The organism is Kitasatospora sp. NPDC041988, assembly GCF_055588525.1.
Genome location: NZ_JBVJCO010000024.1, coordinates 121,846 through 145,276, shown reverse-complemented (window position 1 = coordinate 145,276; position 23,431 = coordinate 121,846). Strand labels below are relative to the sequence as shown.

The 23,431-nt window shown below is 68.9% G+C and carries 15 protein-coding genes and 5 pseudogenes; 10 read left to right on the top strand and 10 right to left on the bottom strand.

The genetic code is table 11. The features are described 5' to 3' along the window. Positions 1 to 395: 395 nt before the first annotated feature. Positions 396 to 1,259 (bottom strand): NAD(P)-dependent oxidoreductase, encoded by an 864-nt coding sequence (locus tag ACZ6NC_RS23850; RefSeq protein WP_465735802.1) that lies wholly within the window; start codon positions 1,257 to 1,259, stop codon positions 396 to 398. Positions 1,260 to 1,378: 119 nt separating this feature from the next. Here ACZ6NC_RS23850 and ACZ6NC_RS23845 point away from each other — a divergent pair, with 119 nt between their 5' ends. Then, positions 1,379 to 1,933: a CGNR zinc finger domain-containing protein gene (locus tag ACZ6NC_RS23845; RefSeq protein ID WP_465735801.1), complete on the top strand. Its 555-nt coding sequence runs from the start codon at positions 1,379 to 1,381 to the stop codon at positions 1,931 to 1,933. Positions 1,934 to 2,351: 418 nt separating this feature from the next. Continuing rightward, complete coding sequence (locus tag ACZ6NC_RS23840) at positions 2,352 to 2,639, top strand: hypothetical protein (protein ID WP_067010458.1); 288 nt, start codon at positions 2,352 to 2,354, stop codon at positions 2,637 to 2,639. A 198-nt stretch (positions 2,640 to 2,837) separates the two neighbouring features. Here ACZ6NC_RS23840 and ACZ6NC_RS23835 read toward each other — a convergent pair. From ACZ6NC_RS23835 to ACZ6NC_RS23825, 3 genes and pseudogenes are all read right to left on the bottom strand, one after another. Next, positions 2,838 to 3,969 (bottom strand): annotated as a pseudogene (locus tag ACZ6NC_RS23835) (IS630 family transposase). 98 nt (positions 3,970 to 4,067) lie between these two features. Next, on the bottom strand, positions 4,068 to 4,652 hold the full coding sequence (locus ACZ6NC_RS23830; protein ID WP_465735810.1) for an IS630 family transposase: 585 nt from the start codon (positions 4,650 to 4,652) through the stop codon (positions 4,068 to 4,070). Next, a complete protein-coding gene (locus tag ACZ6NC_RS23825) occupies positions 4,592 to 5,149 on the bottom strand; it encodes a helix-turn-helix domain-containing protein (RefSeq protein WP_465735800.1) in 558 nt (185 codons plus the stop codon). The genes ACZ6NC_RS23830 and ACZ6NC_RS23825 overlap by 61 nt, the downstream gene beginning before the upstream one ends. A gap of 323 nt (positions 5,150 to 5,472) precedes the next feature. Here ACZ6NC_RS23825 and ACZ6NC_RS23820 point away from each other — a divergent pair, with 323 nt between their 5' ends. From ACZ6NC_RS23820 to ACZ6NC_RS23800, 5 genes and pseudogenes are all read left to right on the top strand, one after another. Further along, positions 5,473 to 5,946, top strand: a complete 474-nt coding sequence (locus ACZ6NC_RS23820; protein WP_465735799.1) for a hypothetical protein — start codon at positions 5,473 to 5,475, stop codon at positions 5,944 to 5,946. A gap of 114 nt (positions 5,947 to 6,060) precedes the next feature. Then, positions 6,061 to 6,995: pseudogene (locus tag ACZ6NC_RS23815) on the top strand (IS701 family transposase); the annotation flags it as partial. A 100-nt stretch (positions 6,996 to 7,095) separates the two neighbouring features. Further along, positions 7,096 to 7,794, top strand: coding sequence for an SDR family oxidoreductase (locus ACZ6NC_RS23810; protein ID WP_465735798.1), 699 nt, complete (start codon positions 7,096 to 7,098; stop codon positions 7,792 to 7,794). A gap of 141 nt (positions 7,795 to 7,935) precedes the next feature. Next, positions 7,936 to 8,178: pseudogene (locus ACZ6NC_RS23805) on the top strand (transposase); the annotation flags it as partial. Positions 8,179 to 8,300: 122 nt separating this feature from the next. Continuing rightward, positions 8,301 to 9,953, top strand: coding sequence for an ISAzo13 family transposase (locus ACZ6NC_RS23800; protein WP_465735797.1), 1,653 nt, complete (start codon positions 8,301 to 8,303; stop codon positions 9,951 to 9,953). A gap of 327 nt (positions 9,954 to 10,280) precedes the next feature. Here ACZ6NC_RS23800 and ACZ6NC_RS23795 read toward each other — a convergent pair whose 3' ends face one another. The 4 genes and pseudogenes from ACZ6NC_RS23795 to ACZ6NC_RS23780 form a co-directional block, all read right to left on the bottom strand. Next, the gene (locus ACZ6NC_RS23795) at positions 10,281 to 10,628 is read right to left on the bottom strand and encodes a hypothetical protein (RefSeq protein WP_465735796.1); all 348 of its coding nucleotides are present in this window, start codon (positions 10,626 to 10,628) and stop codon (positions 10,281 to 10,283) included. Between the two features lie 692 nt (positions 10,629 to 11,320). Next, complete coding sequence (locus ACZ6NC_RS23790; protein ID WP_465735795.1) at positions 11,321 to 12,511, bottom strand: HEAT repeat domain-containing protein; 1,191 nt, start codon at positions 12,509 to 12,511, stop codon at positions 11,321 to 11,323. 1,081 nt (positions 12,512 to 13,592) lie between these two features. Then, entirely contained in the window at positions 13,593 to 16,124 is a 2,532-nt protein-coding gene (locus tag ACZ6NC_RS23785; RefSeq protein WP_465735794.1) for a tetratricopeptide repeat protein, read from the bottom strand. A gap of 433 nt (positions 16,125 to 16,557) precedes the next feature. Further along, positions 16,558 to 16,818, bottom strand: a pseudogene (locus tag ACZ6NC_RS23780) (IS630 family transposase); the annotation flags it as partial. Positions 16,819 to 16,947: 129 nt separating this feature from the next. Here ACZ6NC_RS23780 and ACZ6NC_RS23775 point away from each other — a divergent pair. Continuing rightward, entirely contained in the window at positions 16,948 to 17,721 is a 774-nt protein-coding gene (locus ACZ6NC_RS23775; protein WP_465735793.1) for a hypothetical protein, read from the top strand. A 107-nt stretch (positions 17,722 to 17,828) separates the two neighbouring features. Beyond that, positions 17,829 to 18,330: pseudogene (locus ACZ6NC_RS23770) on the top strand (helix-turn-helix domain-containing protein); the annotation flags it as partial. A 189-nt stretch (positions 18,331 to 18,519) separates the two neighbouring features. On the opposite strand, the gene ACZ6NC_RS23765 reads toward ACZ6NC_RS23770, so the two are convergent. Next, the gene (locus ACZ6NC_RS23765) at positions 18,520 to 21,168 is read right to left on the bottom strand and encodes a ferritin-like domain-containing protein (protein ID WP_465735792.1); all 2,649 of its coding nucleotides are present in this window, start codon (positions 21,166 to 21,168) and stop codon (positions 18,520 to 18,522) included. A gap of 338 nt (positions 21,169 to 21,506) precedes the next feature. Between ACZ6NC_RS23765 and ACZ6NC_RS23760 the strand changes: the two genes are divergently transcribed. Beyond that, positions 21,507 to 21,698 carry a hypothetical protein gene (locus ACZ6NC_RS23760; RefSeq protein WP_465735791.1) on the top strand — a complete coding sequence of 64 codons (192 nt, stop codon included), beginning with the start codon at positions 21,507 to 21,509 and terminating at the stop codon, positions 21,696 to 21,698. Positions 21,699 to 22,103: 405 nt separating this feature from the next. Here the strand turns inward: ACZ6NC_RS23760 and ACZ6NC_RS23755 are convergent, their stop codons facing one another. Beyond that, positions 22,104 to 22,994: a LysR family transcriptional regulator gene (locus tag ACZ6NC_RS23755; protein ID WP_465735790.1), complete on the bottom strand. Its 891-nt coding sequence runs from the start codon at positions 22,992 to 22,994 to the stop codon at positions 22,104 to 22,106. Positions 22,995 to 23,431: the final 437 nt, after the last annotated feature.

Here is a 23,431-nt window from a genome sequence, read left to right as displayed (position 1 = left end):
CAACATGCACACGACACGCGAGTCAGCCTGAACGACTCTGTACCCACGAACGGGCGACACCAGATCATCCAGAAACGGACTTAACGTCCTCTGAGGCCTCCCAAGGCCGCAGCCGTCTCTCCCGAAAGACTGAGGTGATTCCCGCCACCTCGCGCCGGCGTGCGGGAATGAGCGAGCTGACGGCCAGCAGGCCAGCAGGCTGACGCCGATGCTGATAGCTCCTGCGGCGATGCCGGCGCGGGGCCCCGTGCCGAGCTGGGCGGCGAGGCGCCCGTTGACCTCGGACTGGGCAGCAAGGAGCCCTCCGGCGAGCATCATCAGCGGCACGGACAGCACGCGGACCGCCCTGCCTGGCGCTGGGCGCCGCGCGGCGACGACGGTGCGAGCAGCGGTGTTCACCGCGGCTGCTGCTCGGCGATCACGGCCCAGTCGTCCGTTGCGCGGCCGTCGGCGATCGCCTGGTCGAACACGCCTGTGAGCAGTTCACCAAACGGCAGGGAGACCGCTTGACCGGCTGCTGCCTCCAGGGCGAGGTGGAGGTCCTTGCGCCCGAGTGCTGCGGTGAACCCGGCCGGCTGGTATCTCCGCTGCGCGATCATCGATCCATATCCGGAGTAGACGGGTCCGGGAAAAAGCGTCGAAGCCAGCAGTTCGACGAACTGACCCGGGTCGGCGCCAGCCGCGTCGGCGACGCTGACCGCCTCCCCGAGCGACTGGATCGCGCAGGCAATCAGGTAATTGCCCAGGACCTTGGCAGTGTTGGCCTGCTCGGGCCGCTCGCCCAGGCGCCAGGTGCGCGATCCAATCGCGTCGAAGAACGGCTGAACCCGGTCGATGAGCCCGGGCTCTCCCGCGGCGAGGATGTTCAGTGCACCGGCCTCCGCGACGCTGACCCGGCCGAACACCGGGGCGGCGACATAGCCGATCCCGTGCTCAGCGTGCGCCTCTGCGGCCCGGCGGCACAGCCCGACGCTCACCGTAGCCACGTTGACGTGGACCGCTCCAGGTCGAGCCTGGCCCAGGACCCCGGAGTCCAGGAAGGTCTCCGTGAAGGCGGTGTCGTCGGACAGGACCGAGAACACCACCGGGCACCGGAGGGCCTCCGCAACGGATGCGACGTGGAGGGCGCCGGCCTGCGCGAGTTCTTCCACAGGCCCCTCTGATCGGTTCCACACCACAGTCTCATGGCCTGCCCGCACCAGATTGCGCGCGATCGCCCGCCCCATCCCGCCCAGACCAATGACCGCAACCTCGCCCATCGCACAACCTCCACAATACGAACCGTCTAAGACGGTTCACATTGTGGCGCGAGTCGACGCCTGTGTCGAACTGGCTAAGATGGTTCAGGTAGGTCCATGGTGATACCTGCGGAAGGGGGGTGACCGTGGAGGCCCGTCGACTGTTCCGACTGGACAACGAAGTGCTGGCGTTCCGCTTCACCGCCACGATGAGCGACCGGGCCGGCGCGGCGCCCCAGGAGCGGCTCTCCAACCCCGGCCGGCTTGAGCTCTGGTTGCATGCCGCGGGGCTCGGCGTGCCTGACGTCTCGCCCGCCGAGCTCCAGGATGCGCTAACCCTGAGAGAAGCGATCTACCGTGCGGGGCTGGCCGTCGCCGCCACCCAACGCCCCGATCCGGGTGACGCGGCGATCCTGAACGGGGCCGCGGCCGCAGGACAGCCAAGGCCCGGCCTTGAGAACGGGCTCGCAGTCTGGCACTTCGGCAAGGAAGCGCCGGTAGCGGACGCACTCGGAGTGCTTGCCGCCGACGCCATCCAAATACTCGGAGGCCCCGACCGCAGCCGGATCAAAGCCTGCGAAGGCCCCGGCTGCGCCGGCCTCTTCCTCGACACCAGTCGCGGCACAAACCGCCGCTGGTGCTCAATGAACACCTGCGGCAACAGGGTCAAGAAAGCCCGGCTCGCCGACAAATAGCGACTGCAGGGAACCGGCCCCCGTAGGTCTCCGATACCGGCTCGCGCTCATGTCAGAGGCGGGTCGCCAGCAGCGGACGCAGCCAGCACCCTGTCAACAACCTCATGACCCGCAACAACTAGGTCTTCCTGTGGGTGCAGGAACACTGGCAGCTCGCTCGCTGGACACCGACCCGGACACCGGCCTGGCCACCCCGTTACCCCCGCACGCTAGCACCGGTGCGCACTGCCTAGTGCCGCATCAGGCAACGTTCGCCCTCTCGACGGGCGTGACTCCGTCTCGTGTGGAGCAGTAAGTCATGCGCGATGATGCGCCGCGGCCCAGGATCGCTATGTGAACAGGCGGACGTCGCCGTCGCCTGATTCCCGCCCAGACGTGGCAGCCCCATGCCGCGTCCCCGCGATCTGGAAGGACCCAAATGCCGATCGTCCTCATCTCCCCCGAGTTCACACAGGAGCAGTACGAGGAGACCAACCGCAAGTTGACGGGGGGCAAGAATCGGATGGAATCTCCAGCCGACTGGCCCGTAGAAGGTTTGCTCGCACACATCGCGGGACAGGGCGAGAGCACCTTCCGCGTCGTCGACGTCTGGGAGTCCGAGGAGGCCCTCAACCGCTTCGCCGAGATCCTCATTCCGATCCTCCGTGAGGCCGGTGTCGAGGGCGACCCGGAGGTGTATCCGGCACTCACATATGTGTCCGCCTAGGTGATCAGCCGCCTCGGGGCAGTGCTGTGCCCGTCCCAGCGGCGCGGATGCCGCCGACGGGGAGCCTTTTCACGCGATCGAACAGCGTCAGGTCAGCCAGTGCCGCAACAGGAAAGAGCGCGGCGGCGGAGTACTGCCTGGTCATCTGGGAGCCGCAGTCCCGGGAGCCTGTCATGAACCACCGGGTGCTGCGCTGGCTCAGGCCACGTTCGCGCGGGTGACGACCGCGCGGAGGCGTTCGTCGGCAGCGTGCTTGTTCCGCCAGATGATGTAGCGGCGGATCATGCTGCCCTGAGCCTTGTGACTGGGGTGGTCGGTGCCGTCGAGGGCGAAGTAGCGCAGGGCGGTGAACTGGGCCTCGATCCGGTTGAGCCAGGAGCTGTTGGTCGGGGTGTAGGCGATCTCCACGTTGTTCGCCGCCGCCCACGCCCCGACCCGCTGACACTGCTTCGTCGTCAGGTGCGGCGAGTTGTCACAGACGATCGCGATGCGAACACCGGCCGGGTGCAGCGAGCGCAGGTAGCGGCAGAACTCCAGGAACTTGGAGCGGTTCTTGGTCTTCTTGACGTGCCCGTAGAGCTGGTCCTTGGCGAGGTCGTAGGCGGCGAACAGGTGCCGGACCCCGTGCGGGCGGGTGTAGGTCGCCCGCCCGCACGGGGTCTGGGCCCGCGATCGGGGTCCTTGTGCCGTCCGCCGCGCTCCGCCCACTGCTTCCCGGGGTGGGGCTGGAGGTTGAGCGGCCCGAACTCGTCCATGCAGTAGACGACTTCGGGCTCGCCCTCCTCGGGTATCACCTCGCCGTCGGCGATGGCGTAGAGGTGCTCGACCCTCGCCTTCTTCGTGGCGTAGTCGGGGTCGCGCGAGGTCTTCCAGGTCTTCCCGCGTTGAAACGAGACGCCCTCCTCTCGGAGCAGGACCCGAAGGCCCTCGTGGCTGATGTCGTCGACCACCCCCTCGGCGACCAGGAAGTCGGCCAGCTTGGCCAGGCTCCAGGTCGAGAACGGCAGCCGTGCTCGGCCGGCCTGGACTTGGCGATCTTCTTGATCTCCCGGCGCTCGGGCAGCGTGAACGTCCTCGGGCGGCCGCCCCCGTACTTCGGGTAGAGCGAGTCGAAGCCGTCCGCGTTGAAATTGTGGATCACATCCCGGACCCGGTCCGCGCTGGTGAACGTCACCTCCGCGATCTTCGCCACCGGCATGCCCTGGGTGGACAGCAACACCATCTGGGCCCGCCTCCAGGTCACCACCGACCCGGTGCCCCGGCGGACGATCCGCAGCAGCCGTCGACCCTCGTCGTCATCGATCTCCCGGACCTGCACGCGTTCAGCCACGTGATCATTCTGACCCTTCGGAGCCACCCTCCGCAGCAACCGGCCGGATCGTCACAAGAGGGCGAACGTTGCCTGATGCGGCACTAGTGCTGGATTCCTCAAAGGCGGTACACAAATCGCCGTCGGCATTGGCGGGTTGGTGGGGGCGGTCTGCCCCAGATCCAGGGCTTGGCACGTGCGTTGAGCTGGGTGGTTGCGAGGCGGGTGGCCTGATCAATCTCGTCGGGGCCGGCGAAGGACTGGCCGGCGAGGGCGGCCTTGCGGAAGATGCGCCACCAGCCTTCCTGGAGGTTGAGCCAGCAGGCGCCGACGGGGATGAAGACATGTCGTATCCGGGGATGGTCCTCGAGCCAGGTGCGGGTGGACAGGCTGTTGTGGGAGGACAGGTTGTCGGTGACGACAACGATCTCGCCGGTGGGGTTGGCGTCCTCGAGTACTTGTAGGAACTGTTGGTAGAAGACGCTGTTGCGGGAGGAGGCGGTCATGGTGACCTGTTGTCCGTGGCTGACGCGCAGGCCGCCGTAGACCCAGGTCTTCTCCGGTCCGCGGCCGTAGTCCAGCTCGTTCTTGATGCGGTGTCCGTCCGGCGACCAGCCCGGCGCCGGCGGGAAGGTGCGCGGGATCACCGGCCCCAGTTCGTCGACGCAGACGACCGTCGCGTCGGCGGGCGGGCAGGTGTACAGGCCGACGACCCGCGTCCTTTTCCCTCGAAGTCCGGGTCCTTGGAGCGGATCCAGGACCTGGTGCGACGCCACCGAACTCCCTCGGCCAGCAGGATCCTGCGGACCTGCGAGCGCCCGATCTCGATGCCGGCGGCTCGTGCCTGCTCGGCCAGTGCGTCCAGGGTCCACTCCGGCGGCCCCGCCGGGTCCTCCGCTTCCAGATCGCCACCCACCTGGACCGTGAGGCGGCCCGGCGGGGGCTGCTTGACCAGGGCGATGACCCGCGAGCGCTCGGCCTCGGTGATCCGACACTTGCGGCCCTGCCCGCCCAGATCCTCCAGGCCCTCCGTGCCGTCCCGGTTGAAGCGGTGCAGCCAGCACCGCACGGTCTTCTGACTACACGCCAGCTCGGATGCGATCGCGGGCACCCTCGACCCCGCCCAGCTCAGCTCGACCATCCGAGCCCGCTGTACCAGATCCGCCGGTGCCTTCCGCGCCCTCGCCAATCGGCGAACCATAGCTTCCTCGCCCGAATCACGGCTCTGCCGCGCCCGCAGCACCACCCCGAACCACCCACCCCTGACCGACCGAACCGTCCCTCCACCAGCACATATACCCATCCAAAGAGGAATCCAGCACTAGTAGTGCTTTGTTAGGTGGCGCGGAGTGACAGGCCGCAGTCTCGAAGCTCACGCCCGCCGCAGTGTCCGTTCCGGACGGCAGCGATGAAAATTGGGGAGGCAGGCATCCGGCCGCCTGGGTACGGTCGCCGGATGGAAACCGGTGCTGCGGGTGGTGGGATGGAGTCGGTGGCGTTCGAGGCCTGGCGGGAGGACGAGCGGTGCCCTGGGCGCCAGCGGGTCGGCGCTACGTCACGCTGAATGAACTCCTGGTGCGGTTGGGGAGTTTCGGGCTGGGGCTGACCTGGCGGGTGCGGTTCTACGAGGACGAGGACTGGCTTGCCGAGATCACGAAGCTCTCCGAGGCCGGGGTGGGGATGCTGGAGCTGCTGGCCCTGCTGCCTTCGGATCTGCAGGCGATCAATGCGGACTTTGCGGGCTACGTGGGGACAGAACGGGTGCTGATACTACGAGAGTTCGACAGTTCATCGTGGCAGCTGCTGACCTCTGACCCCTGGGTGCCCGGTGAGATCCGTCGGCACTTTCCGGACACGGCTCCCCTCGCCATGGAGTTCTGGGAGGAGAACCCCTGGTGGGAGGAGCCGCTGCCCGAGGGCTGGGGTGAGCAGGTCGGGCGCCGGGTCGTCGGCTGGGCCCGGGGCACGGCTGCGTCGTTGCCGTCCGAGTCCACCTGAATGCCGGGAACGAGCGGAGGGCCCGCCTGTCCCGTGCGCGTGTTCCGCGCGTAGTGCTTGTCACGTGGTGCGCGGGGGCTGGCCGGGAGTGGTTCTCGGCGGTTCTCTGCGAGCATGACTCCGGATGAACTGGGCGTGTTACGCGATGAGTTGGAGGCGTTCGCGGGAGAGATCTTCGCCCCGCTGCAGCGCGCGGACCAGCAGGACAAGGGCGTTAGCTACCTGCGTGGTCTGCTGTTGGACGGCCGGCGCAAGTCGATGCAGCCGATGGCCGAGCGGCTTGGCATCGACCATCAGCGCCTGCAGCAGTTCATCTCCTCCTCGACCTGGCCCGTCGAGGAGGTCAGAGCGCGCCTGGCGGACCGGGCGGTGCGGGCGCTGGCACCGGACGCGTGGGTCGTGGACGACACCGGCTTCCCGAAGGACGGCACCGGCTCGCCCGGTGTCGCCCGCCAGTACTCCGGAACTCTCGGAAAGGTGGGGAACTGCCAGGTCGGGGTCAGCGTCCACGCGGTCACTGACGCCGCATCATGTCCGTTGAACTGGCGCCTGTTCCTGCCCGCTTCCTGGGATCCGGAGCATTCCGACGATCCCACCGAGGCCGCGTGCACTGCGCGTCGCAGGGCCCGGTGCCGCATCCCTGAGGGCGAGGGCCACCGGCCGAAGTGGCGGCTGGCCGTGGAGATGATCGACGAGCTCGCCACCTGGGATCTGACCCCGCCGACCGTGGTCGCGGACGCCGGCTACGGGGACAACGCGCACTTCCGTGCCGCCCTGGACGAACGACAACTGCCCTGGGTCGTTCAGGTCAAGGGCCTGGCGACCGCGCACCCACTGGAGGTGGTCACCCACCAGCCGCCCTACGGCGGACTCGGCCCCAGGCCCAAGCCCCGCTACCGCCAACACGCCCCGTCTCGCTGGCCGAGCACGTGAGGGCCGCAGGTCGGGAGGCGGCCCGGACGGTGACGTGGCGACGCGGCTCACGCGATCAGCTGACCTCTGCCTTCGTTGCCCTGCGCGTGCGCCTGGCCGGCCGCCGCCCGCGGCTGGAGCGGAGCCGTCGGAGAAAGCCGGGAGCGAGCGTCGAAGATCGCTGGGTATAGTGCAGGCGCTTTGCCCAGATGACCCCGTCGCCGAGGAGGCCGTCCCATGGAACCCGTCACGCTGATCACCGGTGGCTCGACCGGAATCGGCGCCGCCACCGCCCGCGCCCTGCTCAAGCAGGGCCACCGCGTGGCCGTCACCGGACGCGACGCGGGCAAGCTGGCCGCCTTCGCCACCACCGCGGGGGCGGGCGAGCGGCTGCTGACGATCACCGGCGACGCCAGCGAAGCGGATGACGTCGCCGCCGCCGTCCGCCACGTGCTGGACACCTGGGGCCAGCTGGACAACGTCATAGCCAACGCTGGTTTCTCCCTGCCCGGCAACCTGGAGACCCACGCCCCTGAGGACATGCGCGCCATGATCCTCACCAACGTCCTGGGCCCCGCCCTGCTGATCCAGGAGACCCTGCCCCACCTGAAGACCTCCAAGGGCCGAATCGTGATCATCGGCTCGGTCGCGGGCGTCCGCCACACCCCCGGCAACCTCTACTCCGTCACCAAGTGGGCCGCCCACGCCCTCGCCGAGAACACCCGCCTCCTGGTCGGCCAGGACGGAGTCGGCGTCACCGTTGTCGCCCCGGGCATCGTGGACACCCCCTTCTGGCATGCCCGCGGCGGCACCCCCGAGGCAGCCGCCACGATGACCGCCGAGCAGATCGCGGACACCATTGTGTTCGCCATCAACCAGCCCGCGGGCGTCGACATCAACCACATCACGGTGCGGCCAACGGGGCAGGTTGGCTGAGGTAGAGCTCCCAAGGGTCGTACGGGGAGGCCCCTTTGGCTCCGCCAAGCATGGTGTGGCGCGGGCCGGGGGCGACTTCGGATCTGGGCCGCCACCCCGCGGCGTTCCTAAGCACCGTTACCGCCGTTGCCTTGATCATCTGGCTTTGGGCTTGAGGTCATCTCACAACGCAAGGGGACGGTAGGCCAGAGCCTGATCGACCACCTCACCGAGTGGCAGTCCGAGCACAACCGCGAGCACAAGCAAGTCCGAGCCCGCGTGGAGCACGTCTTCGCCCGGATGAAGACCTGGAAGGTCCTGCGCGACTGCCGCCTCAAGGGCGACGGCGTTCACCACGCCATGCTCGGCATTGCCCGCCTGTACAACCTGCTCCAGGCTGCATAAGCCAACGTACTGGCGGTCGACCGACCGCTCCTCGAACCGCTCAAAGATCAATTACGGGACAGCCCTTAGGGCTTGCAGAGGAACAACGTGTTGCTTTCTGCTCTGCGGCTCGTTGGTCTGGTATGGGTGTATCGGAGGGGGCGAGGTCTCAACTCGCGGCCAAGTTAGGGGTGTTGCTGCCGCATCTGGACGAGAGGCAGCGGCGTCTGGCGATGGGAGCGGAGGCCCGGGCGCTGGGGCACGGTGGGATTCGGGCCGTCGCCCGGGCGGCGGGCGTCAGCGAGGTGACCGTGTCGAGAGGTGTGGCCGAGTTGGAGTCGGGCCATGATCCGCTGGGCCGGGTGCGCCGCGCCGGCGGGGGCCGCAGGCGGCTGGCCGACCTGAACCCTGCCCTGCGGCCGGCGCTGTTGGCCCTGGTGGAGCCGGATGTGCGTGGTGATCCGATGTCGCCGTTGCGGTGGACGACGAAGTCCACCCGCCGCCTGGCCGCCGAACTCACCCGGCAGGGCCACCGGGTCTCGGCCGATACGGTCGCCGACCTGCTCCGCGAGGAAGGCTTCAGCCTACAGGCGAACGCCAAGACGCTGGAAGGAAAGCAGCATCCCGACCGGGACGCGCAGTTCCGCTACCTCGGCGAGCAGGTCCGCGAGCACCGGGACGCGGGTCAGCCGGTGATCAGTGTGGACACCAAGAAGAAGGAACTCGTCGGCGAGTTCAAGAACAGCGGCCGCGAGTGGCAGCCCGCCGGTGAGCCGGTGCGGGTGAGCATCCACGACTTCGCCGATCCGGAGCTGGGCAAGGCCGTGCCGTACGGGATCTACGACCTCGCGGCGAACGCCGGCTGGGTGAACGTCGGCTGCGATCACGACACCGCCGCCTTCGCCGTGACCTCGATCCGCCGATGGTGGCACGGCCTGGGCAGGACCACCTACCCGCGGGCGACGAGGCTGCTGATCACCGCGGATGCCGGGGGCTCCAACGGCTACCGGACCCGGGCGTGGAAGATCGAGCTGGCCGCGCTTGCTGCCGAGACCGGGCTGACGATCACCGTCTGCCACCTGCCGCCGAGCACCTCCAAGTGGAACAAGATCGAGCACCGGCTGTTCTCCCACATCACCATGAACTGGCGCGGCCGCCCGTTGACCAGCCACGAAGTCATCGTGCAGACCATCGCCGCGACCACCAACCGCAGCGGACTGCGCGTCCACGCCGCACTCGACACAGGCCTCTACCCGACCGGCGTCCGGATCGGCGACGCTGACATGGCCGCCCTGCCGCTGACCCGGCACACATTCCACGGTGACTGGAACTACGTCCTGCACCCCGCCCTGGCCGATACATCCCCGACCGACGAGCACGCACCATCCGATACCCGCGCGTCGGCGGACTCCTGGGATCAGGACACTCTGTCCGATCCCGCCCTGACCGGCATGTCCCAGCAGCAACTACGCGCGGTTACAGCGGATTTGGCCGCCATGCACGAAACGCAACCCGGCGCCGGCATGGGCCGTCCACCTCGGCTTCCCTTCGACGAACAGGTCCTGGCCACCGTGCTCCACCTGTGGCTCGGCCTGCCCGCAGAACCCCTCGCCGTACTGCTCGACAGCAGCAGAAGCGCGGTGCACCGCACCTTCCACAAGATCAGGCAGCTGCTTGACCAGCTCGGGACCACCATCCCGCCTGCAGCGTCCCCGCCTTCAGCCTTGGCCGCCCTCCATGCTCGCGTCCTCGCACAGAGCAACCAGCCCAACTCGAAGATCAAACCCGCGTGTTAATCATCTGCAAGCCCTTAGCCTGCGTCCCCGACACGGCCCACGCCGACCGGTGGTCAAGGTCCGGTGACCCATCTCGGTGAGTTTGGCCCGTTCTCGGCGAACTTCGACCGCGGGTGCGGCGGCCGCAGCAACGTCCACCCCGTACTGCGGGGGCGCGGCCCAGGGCGGCGTCCCAGCCTCACGCCCCCACCCGGCCAGACGTCCCCACCAACAACGCCGCTGAACCCGCTTCTGCTGATCCAAGGCTCAGCCGGCGGGTGAGCGGCAGGCGGCGGGTCCAGGCAGATCGGCGCCGCGCGTACCCGGGCCGGGCGGTGTCGTGTGCCCTCAGCCGAAGTTCTGGATCACCACGCTGCATGCCAGGCCACACATCACGCTCACGGCGGATGCGACGAAGCGCCATGGAGCCCAGCGCATCCGGGGCGGCAGGACCCAGGCAGCGGCGATGAGCACCAACTGTGCGCCCATCAGGCCGTAGGCAGCGTCGTACTGCAGGCCCCAGTCCCGCCCACAGGCACCCCGTGGCATGCACTGGTCGACCGCGACCGCGCGCACCAGTACGACGTACCAGTAGAGGATCTGGCAGAGCGGCAGCAGAACCGTCCCGACGAGCGGAAACTTCCACGCGTCGCGGTCGTGCGGTGACGATGCGGATCCGGCCGGGATGTTGTCCATGGACCGATTCCACCGCACCAAACGGGACCACACATGAGCGCGACTACTCAGTCGGGACGGATTAGGTGCCCAGTCTTCTCTGGCCACCCAGCGCGGCGGCGGCCATGGCTCCGGCCTGGGGCGTGGCTGGAGGCGGGCCCTGCGGCCTGCCCCTTTTCCAAGCGGGCGGTGATCAGTCTTCCGAGGCCCCGGAAGAACCCAGCCGGCCCGCCTCACCCGGGTTCCGTCACCACCCGGCAATCACACAACCCCGGAAAGACCACCCACCAACCGAACACCCACAACCAAGGCCACACACAGCGGGGCGGCTTGTGGTGACCCTCGGGTTCCGTCACGGTGGGACGGTGACGGATCATCACGGGCAGACGGCCGCCGTGCGCCGGCCCCGCCTTCGCCCAGATCAACCCGGGTCGGCCCGCCTCCACCAATAGGCCGCAGGCGCCCGGGGCCGGGCAGGGCGCTGTGGTCTTCTTCATCGTCTTGGTGCCACCCTGGCCAAGGCTGGCTGTGGACAGCCGAACGGGCTGCGCGCCGAGCCGGAGGTCACCGGCTGGGCCGCGCAACGGAGGGCGGTGGGCCGCGGAGCCCGAGCGATCCGCCAGAACCGGCTCCGGCGCACACTGGGACCGGCAGGCGAGGCATGCTCTGCGCTCTGTGACCTCCCCACCTACATCGTCGGCCCGGCCGTGAGATCAGGTGCCCGGGGTGCGGGCGCGGAGCTGGTGGCGGAGGTCGTCGAGGCGGCCCGCGCCGCGGCTGCTGCGGTTCTTGATGCCGCGGCGGATCTCGTCGAGGACCGGCGTGCCGCGTTCGTCGCCGCGCAGGGCCAGGGCGATGGCGGCTTCGAGACGGGCGTCGAAATGGGGGTCGGTGAGGTGGGCGGCCAGCACGGCGCGCAGGGCGGGGGTGTCGAGCAGGACGCGGGTGCCGAGGGGGGAGTAGGTGAGGCTGTAGAGCGCGCTGGTCCGGGTGGCGGGGGCGGGGTCGTCGGCCAGGCGTAGGAGGGCGGCGAGGGCGTCAGGGTGGCCGGCCAGGAGGCTGGGGAACGCCAGGGCGACGCACTGGCGGACGCCCGGGTCGGGGTGGTCGGCGTGGGCCAGGACGGCCGGAAGCTCCTCGCGGGAGCAGTAGCGGGTAAAGGCCGCGATGACGGTGCGCAGGGCGTACGGGTCCTGCTCGGTATCCAGGCGGGGCCGGAGGAACTCGGCGGCCTCCCGTTCGAACGGCGGCGCGTCGTTGCCGTTGTCGGGATTGACGCCGAAGCCGAGGAAGTTGATCGCGTCGAGCGCGAAGCGCCGACGGTCGAGCGAGCCGGCCTCCCCGGCGCCCTCGGCCACCGCGCGGGCCCAGTCGAACCTCTCCTGGCTCTCCGGCTCGGCGATCCGGGACAGCGACGCGAACCAGTCGTCGTGCTCGGGGTCGGCATGGACCAGGGCGCGGGCCATCAGCTCGTCCGGCGTGGCGTGGACGCCGAGCGTCGCCTCCAGATGGGTGATGACCGCCCGGTGGGCCGGGGGCGGCACGGTCCCGGCGCCGACCCCGGACTCCAGGGCCGCACGTGCCACCCGCAGCGCGCGGCGGTGCGGACTGGCGGCGCGCAGCGGGTCGCGGTCCGGGGACAACAGCGCGTTCAGGACCCAATAGGCGCCGTTCTCGGCGGCCCAGGTGACCGGGTCGACACCGCCGGCCCAGGGGCGGGTCGGGTCGACGTCCCACACGACCAGGCGGTCGACGACTTCGTCGCGCCCGGCGTACGCGGCGGCGGCCAGCAGGGTGATGCCGTCGTCGCCGGTGAGTTCGTCGTTCGCCACGTCCTCCAGGAACTCGAAGACCGTGGTGTCGTCGCCGCGCTCGATGGCGGCCAGCAGGGGAGGCAGATCCACCGGCCGATTATGCCCGCCGCCCGAACGCCGGGGCGAACGGTTTCCGCCCGGGTGTGGCTCTCCAACACGACGAGCCGCCGGGCGAGGGCTCGGCGGCGAGCAGCTCGACCAGCTCGCCGCGCTCGGTCTCGACTGGCGCTGACCTCCCTGATGGCCTGGTCGTCGCGTCTCGGACGCGGCGGTGGCGACCTTGTATGGGGCGCTCGGCCTACCACCCGACCGGACGGTCGACAGTCCTGTCGGAGGCGACCAGACGCCCGGCCCAAGCGCCCGCCCGGCGGGGCGCAGGCCCCGACCCGGCCAACAGCCCGTACGCGACGTCCCCTGGACAGAGCCAGGCCAACCAGGGTGATCCTCGGACGGGCAGGGGGGATGATCGTGGAGCTCTGAGGCGGTTCCTCGGAGGGTTGTCCCCGCCTGCGGTCGGCGGTTTGATGCCCGTGTCAACTCCCGCCAGTGGGGCGGGTGATGAACGGGGGAGGTAGTACATGCCGGATGTTACTGGCGGGCTCGCGAAGATGGCTGTCACGAGCGTCGTTGTGGCGAGCGCCGCGTTCGGCCTCGCGACGCCGTCGCACGCCGCCGAGTCTGAGGCGCCGGTGTCCGCCGCCTACGGAGACCACGAACCCGCCGACACCGCCACGCCTGTGCACCCGGTGGCGAACAGGCAGAACCAAGGACACTAGCGAGAAGCAACGAAGGCTCCCCCCGGCCGTGCCGGGGCCGGGGCCGGGGCCGGGGCCGGGGCCGGGGGGAGCCTCTCGCGAAGTCCGGATAGTGCCAATCAAGCCCGTGTGCAGCGAGTTGGTCGAACACCGACGGTATGTCGCCGAACGTGAGAGGCGGCGAGGATTTCGTCAGCCGCAGGGTGCCAGGGGGTCGGGCCGGAGAAGTACAACCCTCCGTTGGAGTGTTGCTCGTAGACCCACGGACGCATCCGACGCCCGTGGCGGTCGGGGGCCCCGGTGTGACCGGCGCTGCGCCGCCGTCGGCAATCGACTGGTCGGCCGACGGCGAGGACCAGGCCCGGGCGTGTGCCCGGCCGCGGTGCCACCCGGTGCCGAAGGCCCCACCGGCCGCTTCAGCCCCGAATGTCGGCGTCTGTGGTCCGGGTCTGGGATTCGGGGAAGAGGCTGATCGGTTTGGTGGGTGGGCTGTAGGCGGCGAGGACTGCGGCGGTCACTTGGTCACCGCAGTCAGCCAGGCGCCGGCGGAGGGCCTTGGCCCGCCGCAGGTATCCGGCGTGTTCGAGGTCGAGCATCACCAGGAACATCGCGTCCGGGTCTCCGCTGTCGGCCGCTTTGTGAAGCAGTTCGCGGCGCTCGTCCGCGTCACCTTCGCCGGCGATCGCGGCGAAGGCGACAGCAGCGAGCGGCTCGCCCGCTCGCGCGGCGGCGCTGAGCACGTTCTTGGCCTCTTGGATCTGCCCCAGTTCCTTGAGCGCGAGACCGAGGTGGAGGGCTGCGCCGGTGGCGCCCATGTTCGCGGCGTGGCGCAGGTGTGGTGCGGCGTCGTGCCAGCGCTGCTCGGCCGCCAGGTGGCGTCCCAGGTAGGAGTGGGCGATGGGAAGGCCGGATGCAAGGGCTTGTCTGTAGGCGTGCTCGGCCTGGATCGGCTGGTCACTGTCGGCATGGAGGTTGCCGAGGTTGATCCAGGCGCGGACGTCTCCGTGCTCGATCAGCTGCTGGTAGGTCTGCACGGCTTCCTCGGTGCGGCGAAGGCGTTTGAGGAGGTTGGCGAGGTCCAGCTGCGCGTCGTGGTCACCGAGGTCGGTGGCCTCTCGAAGTGCCGCTTCGGCGGCGCGGGTTTTCCCGGTGTCGGCGAGGAGTCGGCCCAGGTTCGCCAGGGCGTCCCTGTCCCCTGCGGAGATGGCCTGTTTGTAGGCACGGATGGCCTGCTGGGTCTTTCCACGCTCGGCAAGCAGCACACCCAGGTTGAACCAGGCGTTGCGGGCACCGGCCCGGGCGGCGCGCCGGTAGACGCGTTCGGCTTCATCGAGGTGGCCACGCTCGGCCAGGAGTTGCGCCAGGTCGGCGAGGCTGTCTGTGTCTCCGAGCGCATGGGCTTCACGGCACGCCGTCTCGGCTTCGTCCAGGCGATGGAGCTCGCTCAGAGCCACGGCGGTGATCCGCCGCGCGAAGGCATCCGCGGGATCAGCCTGTTCGTGCAGGAACTGGAGGGCTTCCTCGCAGCGGTCATCTTGGATCAGGGTTGCGGCCTCGTGCCACAGCACTGCGGCGAGGCCGGCCTCGCGCAGACTCCGCCACAATCCGGTCGCGATCGACGGCTGTTCGCGCTGCGCGTTGGAGGCCACGGCCCAGGCTGTTTTCACGTCCGGCGCGCTGCCGAGCGCTTCGAACCACACGAATGGGTGGACGGATTCCGATGGCTGTGCCGGGACGTCACCAAGAAGGCCGGCGAAGGGGCGTCGTGCCCCGCCCGCGGTAGGCTGAAGCAGGCTCGTCATTCCGATCCGGGTGCCGTCTGCCCAGGCGAAAGCCTCCCCCAGGGGTTCGGGGCGCAGCAGGTCGCCGCCGGCGTCGGCGAGGTAGTAGCGGTGTGCCCGGGTGAGCAGGGCGGCCGGCAACGGGCCGCTCAGGCCTGCGCGGGTCAGGTCGACGGCGCCGCGGACCAGGGCGGCTCCCCGGGGGTTTCCGCCAATGCGCCATGCCGCTTGCCACGTTGCCCATAAGGCGGGACCTGCGGTGAGGAACTCGCTGACTCCTCGGCGGGTGCACTGGTCGGAGGCGAACCGGACGCGCGGATCCGGGGCGGTCCGGGCGCGCTGCATCTCGGCCGGGCTCCAGGCCCGGTTGAGGAAGACGGTCGAGGCCTGGTCCACGACCGAGGCGGAGAGCGCAGCAACGGAGTTCCCGCCCGCTCCGGGGTGGGGGGCGGGCGGTGGTGGGAGGTGCCGGAGGTGGACGGTGGCGAGGATCGGGATGCGGCAGCGCCGCAGTTCGGCGATGTCGAAGCCCTCCAGCCGGTCGTGGTGTTCGAGGCCGTCCAACCACAGCAGGCAAGGTTTGGGGCAGTGCATCACGGCCGTTATCGCCATCTGCAGGCCGTCGTTGGGAACCTGGCACACGAGGTGGTCGGGCAGGGCCTGGCGGGCGGCCTCGAGGGCGAGGCGGGACTTCCCGCACGCGGTGTCGCCGGCGACCAGCACCATGCCGCCCTGCACCCCTGCCCGTGCCAGCAGATCGGCGAGGTGCTGATCGAGGTCGCGTGGCACGTAGGCGGGCAGGGTGTCGCCGCCGTGCGTCCAGCTGGGGTGCACGCCTGCGGCCAGGGCGTCGAGTTCCGCCACGGTGGGCCACGACCGCCAGGCCGCCGCCACGGGGCGGTGTCCCCCGGCGGTACCGACTCCCAGGTGCTGGCTGTTCCCCGCCGGCAGGTGGTTCCGCTTCCAGCGCTCGAGTTCCTCCACCGGGTAGGCGTCGGCTCCTGCCCCGTCGATGACCTTGTGGTGTGGCGTGCAGAGCAGGAGCAGGTTCTCGGGGCCGTTCAGCTGCTCACGGGTCCAGGAAGGATCGTGGCGCTTGCCTCCCGGTCGCTCCGCGCGGATGTGCGCGATCTCCGCGTCAAGGACCGACTTCCCGTCCACCCACATGGTCAAGGGACGGCCACAGCCCGGCCAGTGGCACCCTGCCCCGGTCACCTCCAGAAGAACACCTCCGGTGAACCTCTGGCTCCACCTCGCCACCCGGCAACCCCCCACTCCCCCGCACGGACCGCGCCACCGACGCTACTTGGCCGCACACGGCCACGGGCCTGACCCGGCCCGTTCGACCGATCGGCCTTCGCCTGTGCCCGTGGCCGACCGACATCACACCAGGCAGTGAGCACCCGCTGACCGGTTCTGAACGCCGGCTGGCTGCGCAGTATCGCCGTTCCCGGGCCAGCAGCAGATCCTCTCCGCCGACCATGCTTCAGGCCGGCCGATTTGCCGTTCGTGACGGCTCGGCGAGGCGCACGCTCCCGCCAGGGGCCGCGCACCGAAGAATGCTCGCTGACCAGTGTGATGCGTCCGAAGTTCTGAGGTTTTAGTTAGCTCTGTTTTCTGGTTCGGGGGTAATCCTTGCGAGGTAGTCGGCGAGGGAGTTCAGGATCTCGTCGGCGGTCTTGGTCCAGGCGAAGGGCCGGGGGTTCGCGTTCCACGTCTCGATCCAGTCGCGGATGTCGTTCTCGAGGGCCTGGACGGAGGTGTGGATGCCTCGGCGGATGAGCTTGTCGGTCAGGAGTCCGAACCAGCGCTCGACCTGGTTGATCCAGGAGGGGCCGGTCGGGGTGAAGTGGGCGTGGAACGGCCCAGCGGTGAACTGCCCCGGCTGCAGGCCGGATGACATAGTGGCGTCATGAGCCGCCGCCGAACCCGTCCAGCTAGGGAGCACGCCCAGAACCGCCCGGACCCGAGTCACGGCTGTGCTGATCCGGTGAGCTGCAATCGCCCATTCTGCGTCCCGTCGTCGTCGGCCAGCATCCGCCTCACCGCGGCTGAGAGCGCACGGGTGGTCGTGCATGAGCTGCCCGGCGAGCCGATTTCCGCATCGGCGCTATTCGACCGGCTCAACGCCCAGATCAGCCGCGAGCACCTGGTGGATATCGCGGGCACTGACCCGTTCGGGGCGCATCAGCACTTTCCCCTCCTCGTGCGCATTCGGGTATCCGGGCGAGTACCGCAGCAGCTGGATTTCGACCCCGGCGAGGCACTGCGGCTGTCGCGGCACGCCAGCGGTCCAGACGTCCACCATCTCGCCCGGGCCTGGTGCTGCACGCTGCTGGTGATCACGACCAGCGACCACACCGACGATCTGAACGACATAGCCCCACAGTTGGTCGAAAGCTGCCTTGCGCTTGGTGGGGACATACCGCAGTTGGCCGAGCGGCTGCTGGCTTGGCGGGCGGTCACCGAGGAACCGAACACCGTCGGTCGACCAGGCCAGGATCACGGCTGCGCCGACCCGGTGGCCCTGCTGGCGCTGATACTGCTACGCGCGGCCAGCGATTCCGCCGACCCCCGCCTCGGCGACCTGGTCCGGACACTGGCCGACATGTTCACGGTGCCGGAGCGGCTGCCCTCCGGGCACCCGCTGCGGCCGATGAAGCCGGTCTTCTACCGACGCTGGCGGCACCTCATCGACACCAACCTCGCCCCGCTAGCCACGACCGGGTCCGACCTGGATCGGTTGATCACAGCCCTGCGCTGAGCCGACCGCAAACACTGGGTGCCGCATCAGGAAGCCTTTGCCCCGCGGTGACATAACACGCCGTTCAGGCGCTGGTCCGGACGGCGCCGGGCCACCAGGCTGTCCGGGTGGCAGAACGAGTACGTGTCCGCGAGATCGACGACGAGGGGCAGCGCCTGTTGCGGATCATCCGCAGGGGCACGGGGTCGGTGGCGACCTGGCGGCGGGCCCAGATGGTGCTGCTGTCCGTGCAGGGGATGCCCGTGGCGAAGATCGCCGAGGTGATGTTCACCAGTGCGGACCATGTCCGGGACGTGATCCACAACTTCAACGCGGACGGCTTCGAGGCTCTCTACCCGAAGTACAGGGGCGGCCGGCCGAGAACCTTCACCCTCCCCGAACGCCGGGAGATCAAGAAGATCGCCAAGTCGAAGCCGGCCGAGCACGGCCTGCCGTTCTCGACCTGGAGCCTGGCCAAGCTGGCCGACTTCCTGGTCGCCGAGGGGGTGGTTGACGACATCAGCCACGAGGGCCTGCGGGTTCTGTCTGCTCCGCGAGGAGGGCGTCTCCTTTCAACGCATAAAGACCTGGAAGACCTCCCGCGACCCCGACTACCGCTGTTCTGCTGCTGACCGCGGTATCCGATCGGTGCCGGTGGTCTGCGCGGCTGCTGTCGGCGGTGGCGCCGGAGGGACACACTGGCTTGCGGCCCCGGACGCCGCACCAGGAGTCCGGGCCTGGCCGGGCAATGCTCCGGCCAGGCCCTGGACGCACATGCGCGAGTGGCGGTCGCGGAGGTGGTGGCCGCCTGGCGTCGCGTCAGACCTGGAAGCTCGGTCCCAGGACGGTATCGGCGCCGGGAGCGGACGGGTGCTGGAACAGCTCCTTGGCACGGACCTCGACGGAGTACATCAGCGAGACTGCCTCCTTAAGGTGCTCGGGGTGCCCGTTGAAGACCCGGTCCAGGGCCCCGAGGAGATCACCGTACGTCCGGTCGCACAGCTCGGATGCGAGCCGGCCGGGAGAGTCCTGCGGAATCGCGGACGTATCGGGGTCGTCCATCACCGGGTACACGCCGTCCGGGTCGAAGGGGATCTCCTCGCCCTCGAACACCCATGCACCGTCCTTCTGGATCAGGCGTCTGCCTCTGACGACCTGCTGGAACCGGTAGTAGTGGGAGGGCTGACCCTGATACTCGGGGTTGCCGATGGTGCCTTCGCCCTGATGGATGATCTCGTAGATCGCGGAGTGGGCGGTGGCAACGTCGTACACCCTGTGGAGGTTCCCCGGCGCCTCGCCGGGCCAGTTCAGCACCTGGGGCCTGTCCTTCCCTGTGAAGATGCCGTCCCCCATCTCGCTGATCTTTCTGGCCACCTGTGTGTAGAGCCACCCGATGGTGAACTCCTCGAACTCCGCCTCCTGGAAGAAGGTCCTCAGCGGGGAGAACAGATGGGTGTCCAGATCCTGCGCCGAAATGGCCTGGCCCATCTTGACAGTGTTGTTCTGGGGCAACTCGTAGTGGTAGGACGTGACCTCACCCAGCTCGTTGAGCTCGATCCGCTCGGGGACGACTGGCTCTGGATAGGGCGTCCTCGCCTTGGTGAGAGGTCGCTCGGGCCTCTCGATCCCCATGAACACGTCGCGGATCTGCTGGATCGAACACCGGCGCAGCGAGACGACGAGGTCGGGCAGTACCCCGGCGGGCAAGTGGTTCGGGTACGTCGGCACGAATCCCGGCCGACCGATCCGGGGCTTCCCGTCCAACGCGGTCAGGATGTTGGCCACCAGGGTCATGTGCAGCATCTCCTGCATCACCACGCCCCGGATGATCTCGGCCACCTCGCGGTTACTGCCGGGCTTGAGGGAGAACAGCGCGTACAGGTACGGCGGAATGGTGGAGTGCTCAAGCTCCAGGGCGAGCTGGAGTGCGTGGCGCAGGTCATCGACGTTCCGGAGCGCCAGAAAGGGGGGCCGCTCCTGGCGCAGCCACCTCACGATCGCATCCCGCTTGCCCGGCGACAGGTCGCGGGTGACCGGCATGTGGCTCGGTGAATCCATGGGCTCGGTGAGGACGTGCTGCAGGCGGTGCTTGTACTTGACGACGTCGTGGTAGTTCGCCAGGTCGAGTACATCCCGCATCACCGGGTACAGGTTGGCGTACTGCTGGAGGATCGGCTTGACGTCGGGGATCCAGGCGATGTCGGCCGGCTCCTTGTACTCGTCCCAGACCAGTACGTTGAGCTGGTCTTCCGTGTGCATCACGGTCCCGCTGCCGCTCGAGTACTCCGGGCCGTAATCGACGCTGTAGACCTGTCCGTCGATGTAACCGCGCGGGTTGCCCGGGTCGGTCGCCGCCAGTCGGACCGTGGCCTGCCCTCGCTGATCGGTGGTTACGGGCTGGATCGGCTGGAGCCCGCCTGGCTCGCCCATCGGGATCGGCGGTGCGACCAGCGAATTGTCGTCGGAATGCCGCTTGGCGTTTTCCATGGCGGCATTGCCAAAAACGATCTTGACATTGGCGGCCGGCTCACCGAACCGGGTGGCGTGGACGGTGGTGGTCGAGCCCTCCCCCGCCTGCACCGGCGGGTAGACATGGAAGACGACGTCGTCGGCGCGGGCGAAACTGGCGTCGCTGTTCTCCTCCAGCAGCACGGTGCCGTCGAGAGTCCGCAGAGCGAGCCGACGGTCCGAGAACGCCGCCTTGTCCTGCCCGAGTTGGATGGTGGCGATGCCCGCGCGCTCGGTGAGGAACCTGCCGTCGAGGGGGCCGAGCTGAGCCAGCACATCCGGCTCGCCGCCGCCCTTCGGCAGGGCCACCACCTGAAGGAGGCCGATGCTGTCGAGGGGAGGGCCGCCGGGGGTACTGGTGGGGACGCTGTTGCCCAGATCGATGTGCAGCCGGTCCTGCCCGTCGATGCGACACGGCGCGTCCATGAGGGGTCCGCCCCCGGCTGGGCTGCGCAGTCGGCGCGCCGCGGTGAAGTGCCGGGGCTCTCCGGACGCGGTCGGCCCGATGGAGCCCACGATGCGGCCCGTGCCGAACCGCGGCGAGTCCCAGTCGGGTTCGTAGCCGTCGAGCATGAACTTGATGGACAACTCGTCATCGGCCGTGCTCTCCAACAGTTCCTTCAGGAACGGCGACGACCCCGTGTCCGTCTGGTCAGGGCTGAGCCTGATGACGGACTGGTAGGCGGCGGAGTACCCGTCCAGGCCTGTGGCCTGGGGGTAGCGCGCCCACAGGTCGACGAACGAGGCGTGGCGGAAGTCCCCGTGCAGAACCTGCCGTTGCCCGCTGTCGAACAGCCGAAGCCGCAGGCCCCAGATCTGGGAAACGCCCTGCTGCACTGGGTCCAGGTCCTGGATCTTTGCGCTGACGCGATCGCCGTCGTCCATCAGGGAGCCGCCGACGACGGGCTCGATCGCATCGGACGTCACCAGGCGGCCATCCGCCCCCACGACGCTGGTCACCCTGCAGTCGCGCAGGCGGAACGAGGCGCTTCCCCGTGGATTCCACCAGCCGTCCTCTGTGGACCGGCTGCGTCTGTGAAAACGAGGTTGGAACGTGTCGTTGTTGAAGTGCGTTTGGTCGTTGTTGACGGTGGAAGGGTCGAAAACGAACCTTCCTGAGAAGTGTAGGCGCGGGAACTGAAGATAACTCAACGGAAACTCCGTTCGGACGCGGGAGGCTTACCGGACACGTATCCGGTGTTGGCCAGGATGGGCGGTGCGGAGACTCGGCGGTGGCAGGCGCCCCGTTCATGCCTCGCCTGGCGGTCAAGGAATCAAGTCGAACGGGTGAGGCTTTCGTGGAAGTCCCCGACATCCTGGGGAACGGCTGGCAAAGCGCCAGAAACGCTCGTGGAACCGTGCGTGGCGTCGTCGCTCTGGAGGCCACCGCAGCGGCCATGCTCGCCACGGCGACCGTGACCAGCTCGCTGCTCGGCGTCACCGTGGCAGTCTGGATGGTGCTGTGCGCTGGGGTCGTGGCCTTCCGATGATCCTCAGGAAACGGCCTCGTTCAGAGAAGTGACCGGCCCGAACGATATGGCCCCTTTCCCTGTCGCCTCACGCCACGCTCCGGGCCACGGATATGCGTGGCGGAGGTCGACTTGCCGGTGCTGCGGGCTCTGCGTTCGGGGGTGCCGGTCGGTGCCGGCCCGGTGGGACCCGGCGGAGGACGCCGGGATGCCACTGCCGTTCGTCGGCCGTGCGGCGGGGGTGGTCCCGGGGAACGGTGGTGGCCTGGCGACGTCAGCGCCAGTGCCGCGTCACCTGGGCGAGAGACCGCGACCACACGCCGTCGGCCCCGCACCTGCGGCGTTCTCCGGCGACCTGAGTCAGCCGGTCATCCTCGTCACCCATGGAGTGGTCTTCTACGAATTTCGGCATCGGTCCGGGGTCCCTCACAAGGACATCGTGCCGAGCTGGCGGGCTATGCGGACGAACGACCGGACCATCGGGCTGTCGTTGTCCGAACGCCAGACCAGCCCCCACCGCAGGACGGGCATGTCACGAACGGACAGGTACGTGACGTCGGGGCGGACGTAGAAGCGGGTGACCTGATTGCCCAGGAGGTGGATGACCTCCCCGTCGGCCACGAGCGTGTACAGCTGGTCCAGCGTCGTGACCAGGAACTTCCGTTCGATGGCACGACCGCTGGCCGCGGAGAACGGGACGAAGGCGTCCTCGAAGTACTCGGGCTGGAGTCCGTCCGGCCCCGCCACGCCGTGGTCCGCGAACGCTTCCAGGGTCACGGACGAGCGCCCGGCCAGCCTGTGGTCGGAGGCCACCAGTGCGACCCTGGGCTCCACGAAGAGCACCGGCCCCACGGTCAGATCGGGTTCTTCCACCGGAAGCCATGACAGCAGCAGGTCGATCTCTCCGTTGCGTAGCGGCGCGAACGGGTCGATGTAGCCGTTGTGGTTCAGTCGCAGTCCCCACTGCGGATGCTGCGAACGGAAGGCGTCCCAGAAGGGCCGCAGTTCGTGGCCGTTGGTGACCATGAGGCCGATCCGCAGGATATCCGTCTGGCCCCGGGCGGTGAGCCGCGCCCGGTCCACGCTCGCCTTCAGGCTTTGGAACACCGGCCGCAAATCCCCGAGCAACTGCTCACCCACCGGCGTCAGCCGTACCCGCCGGCTGGTCCGCTCGAATAGTTTCGCCCCGATCGACCGTTCCTGCTTCTTGATCGCCTGACTGATCCGTGCCGACGAAACGTGCAGCCGTTCCGCTGTCCTTCCGAAATGCAGCTCCTCCGACAAGGTCAGGAAGATCTCGATGTCGCGCAGCTCCACGCGCCCCCACGCCCCCTCTCGTTCGTTACCCCTGCTTGACCGACGTTGCATGATCAGCCGTCGATCATCATCTTGTCCAACCCGGATGCCCAGCGGATGAACGTCGTCACTACCAAGGTGTCGCTGACCGTGGAGGACCTGACCCTCACGGATCTCGCGTCCGAGTACGAACGGCTGCGCCGCGAGGGGGCCCTCGTCAAGCCCACGATCTGCTTCACGAGCCTGAATGCCTCGTGCATGGAGACGGTGTCCTCATCCGGGTACGGGAGCGGCATCCTCGGGTGCCCCGCCCGCACAAGGAGCCGCTGGAGACCGTGGAGGTGGGTCCGGGCGGTGAGGAGTAGGTGGTGGTGTCGCACTTCGCGCTGGGCACCTGGTTGAACACCCAGAAGAGCCGGCGGGCGAAGCTGTCGCCGGGCCAGCGTTCGGCTACCACG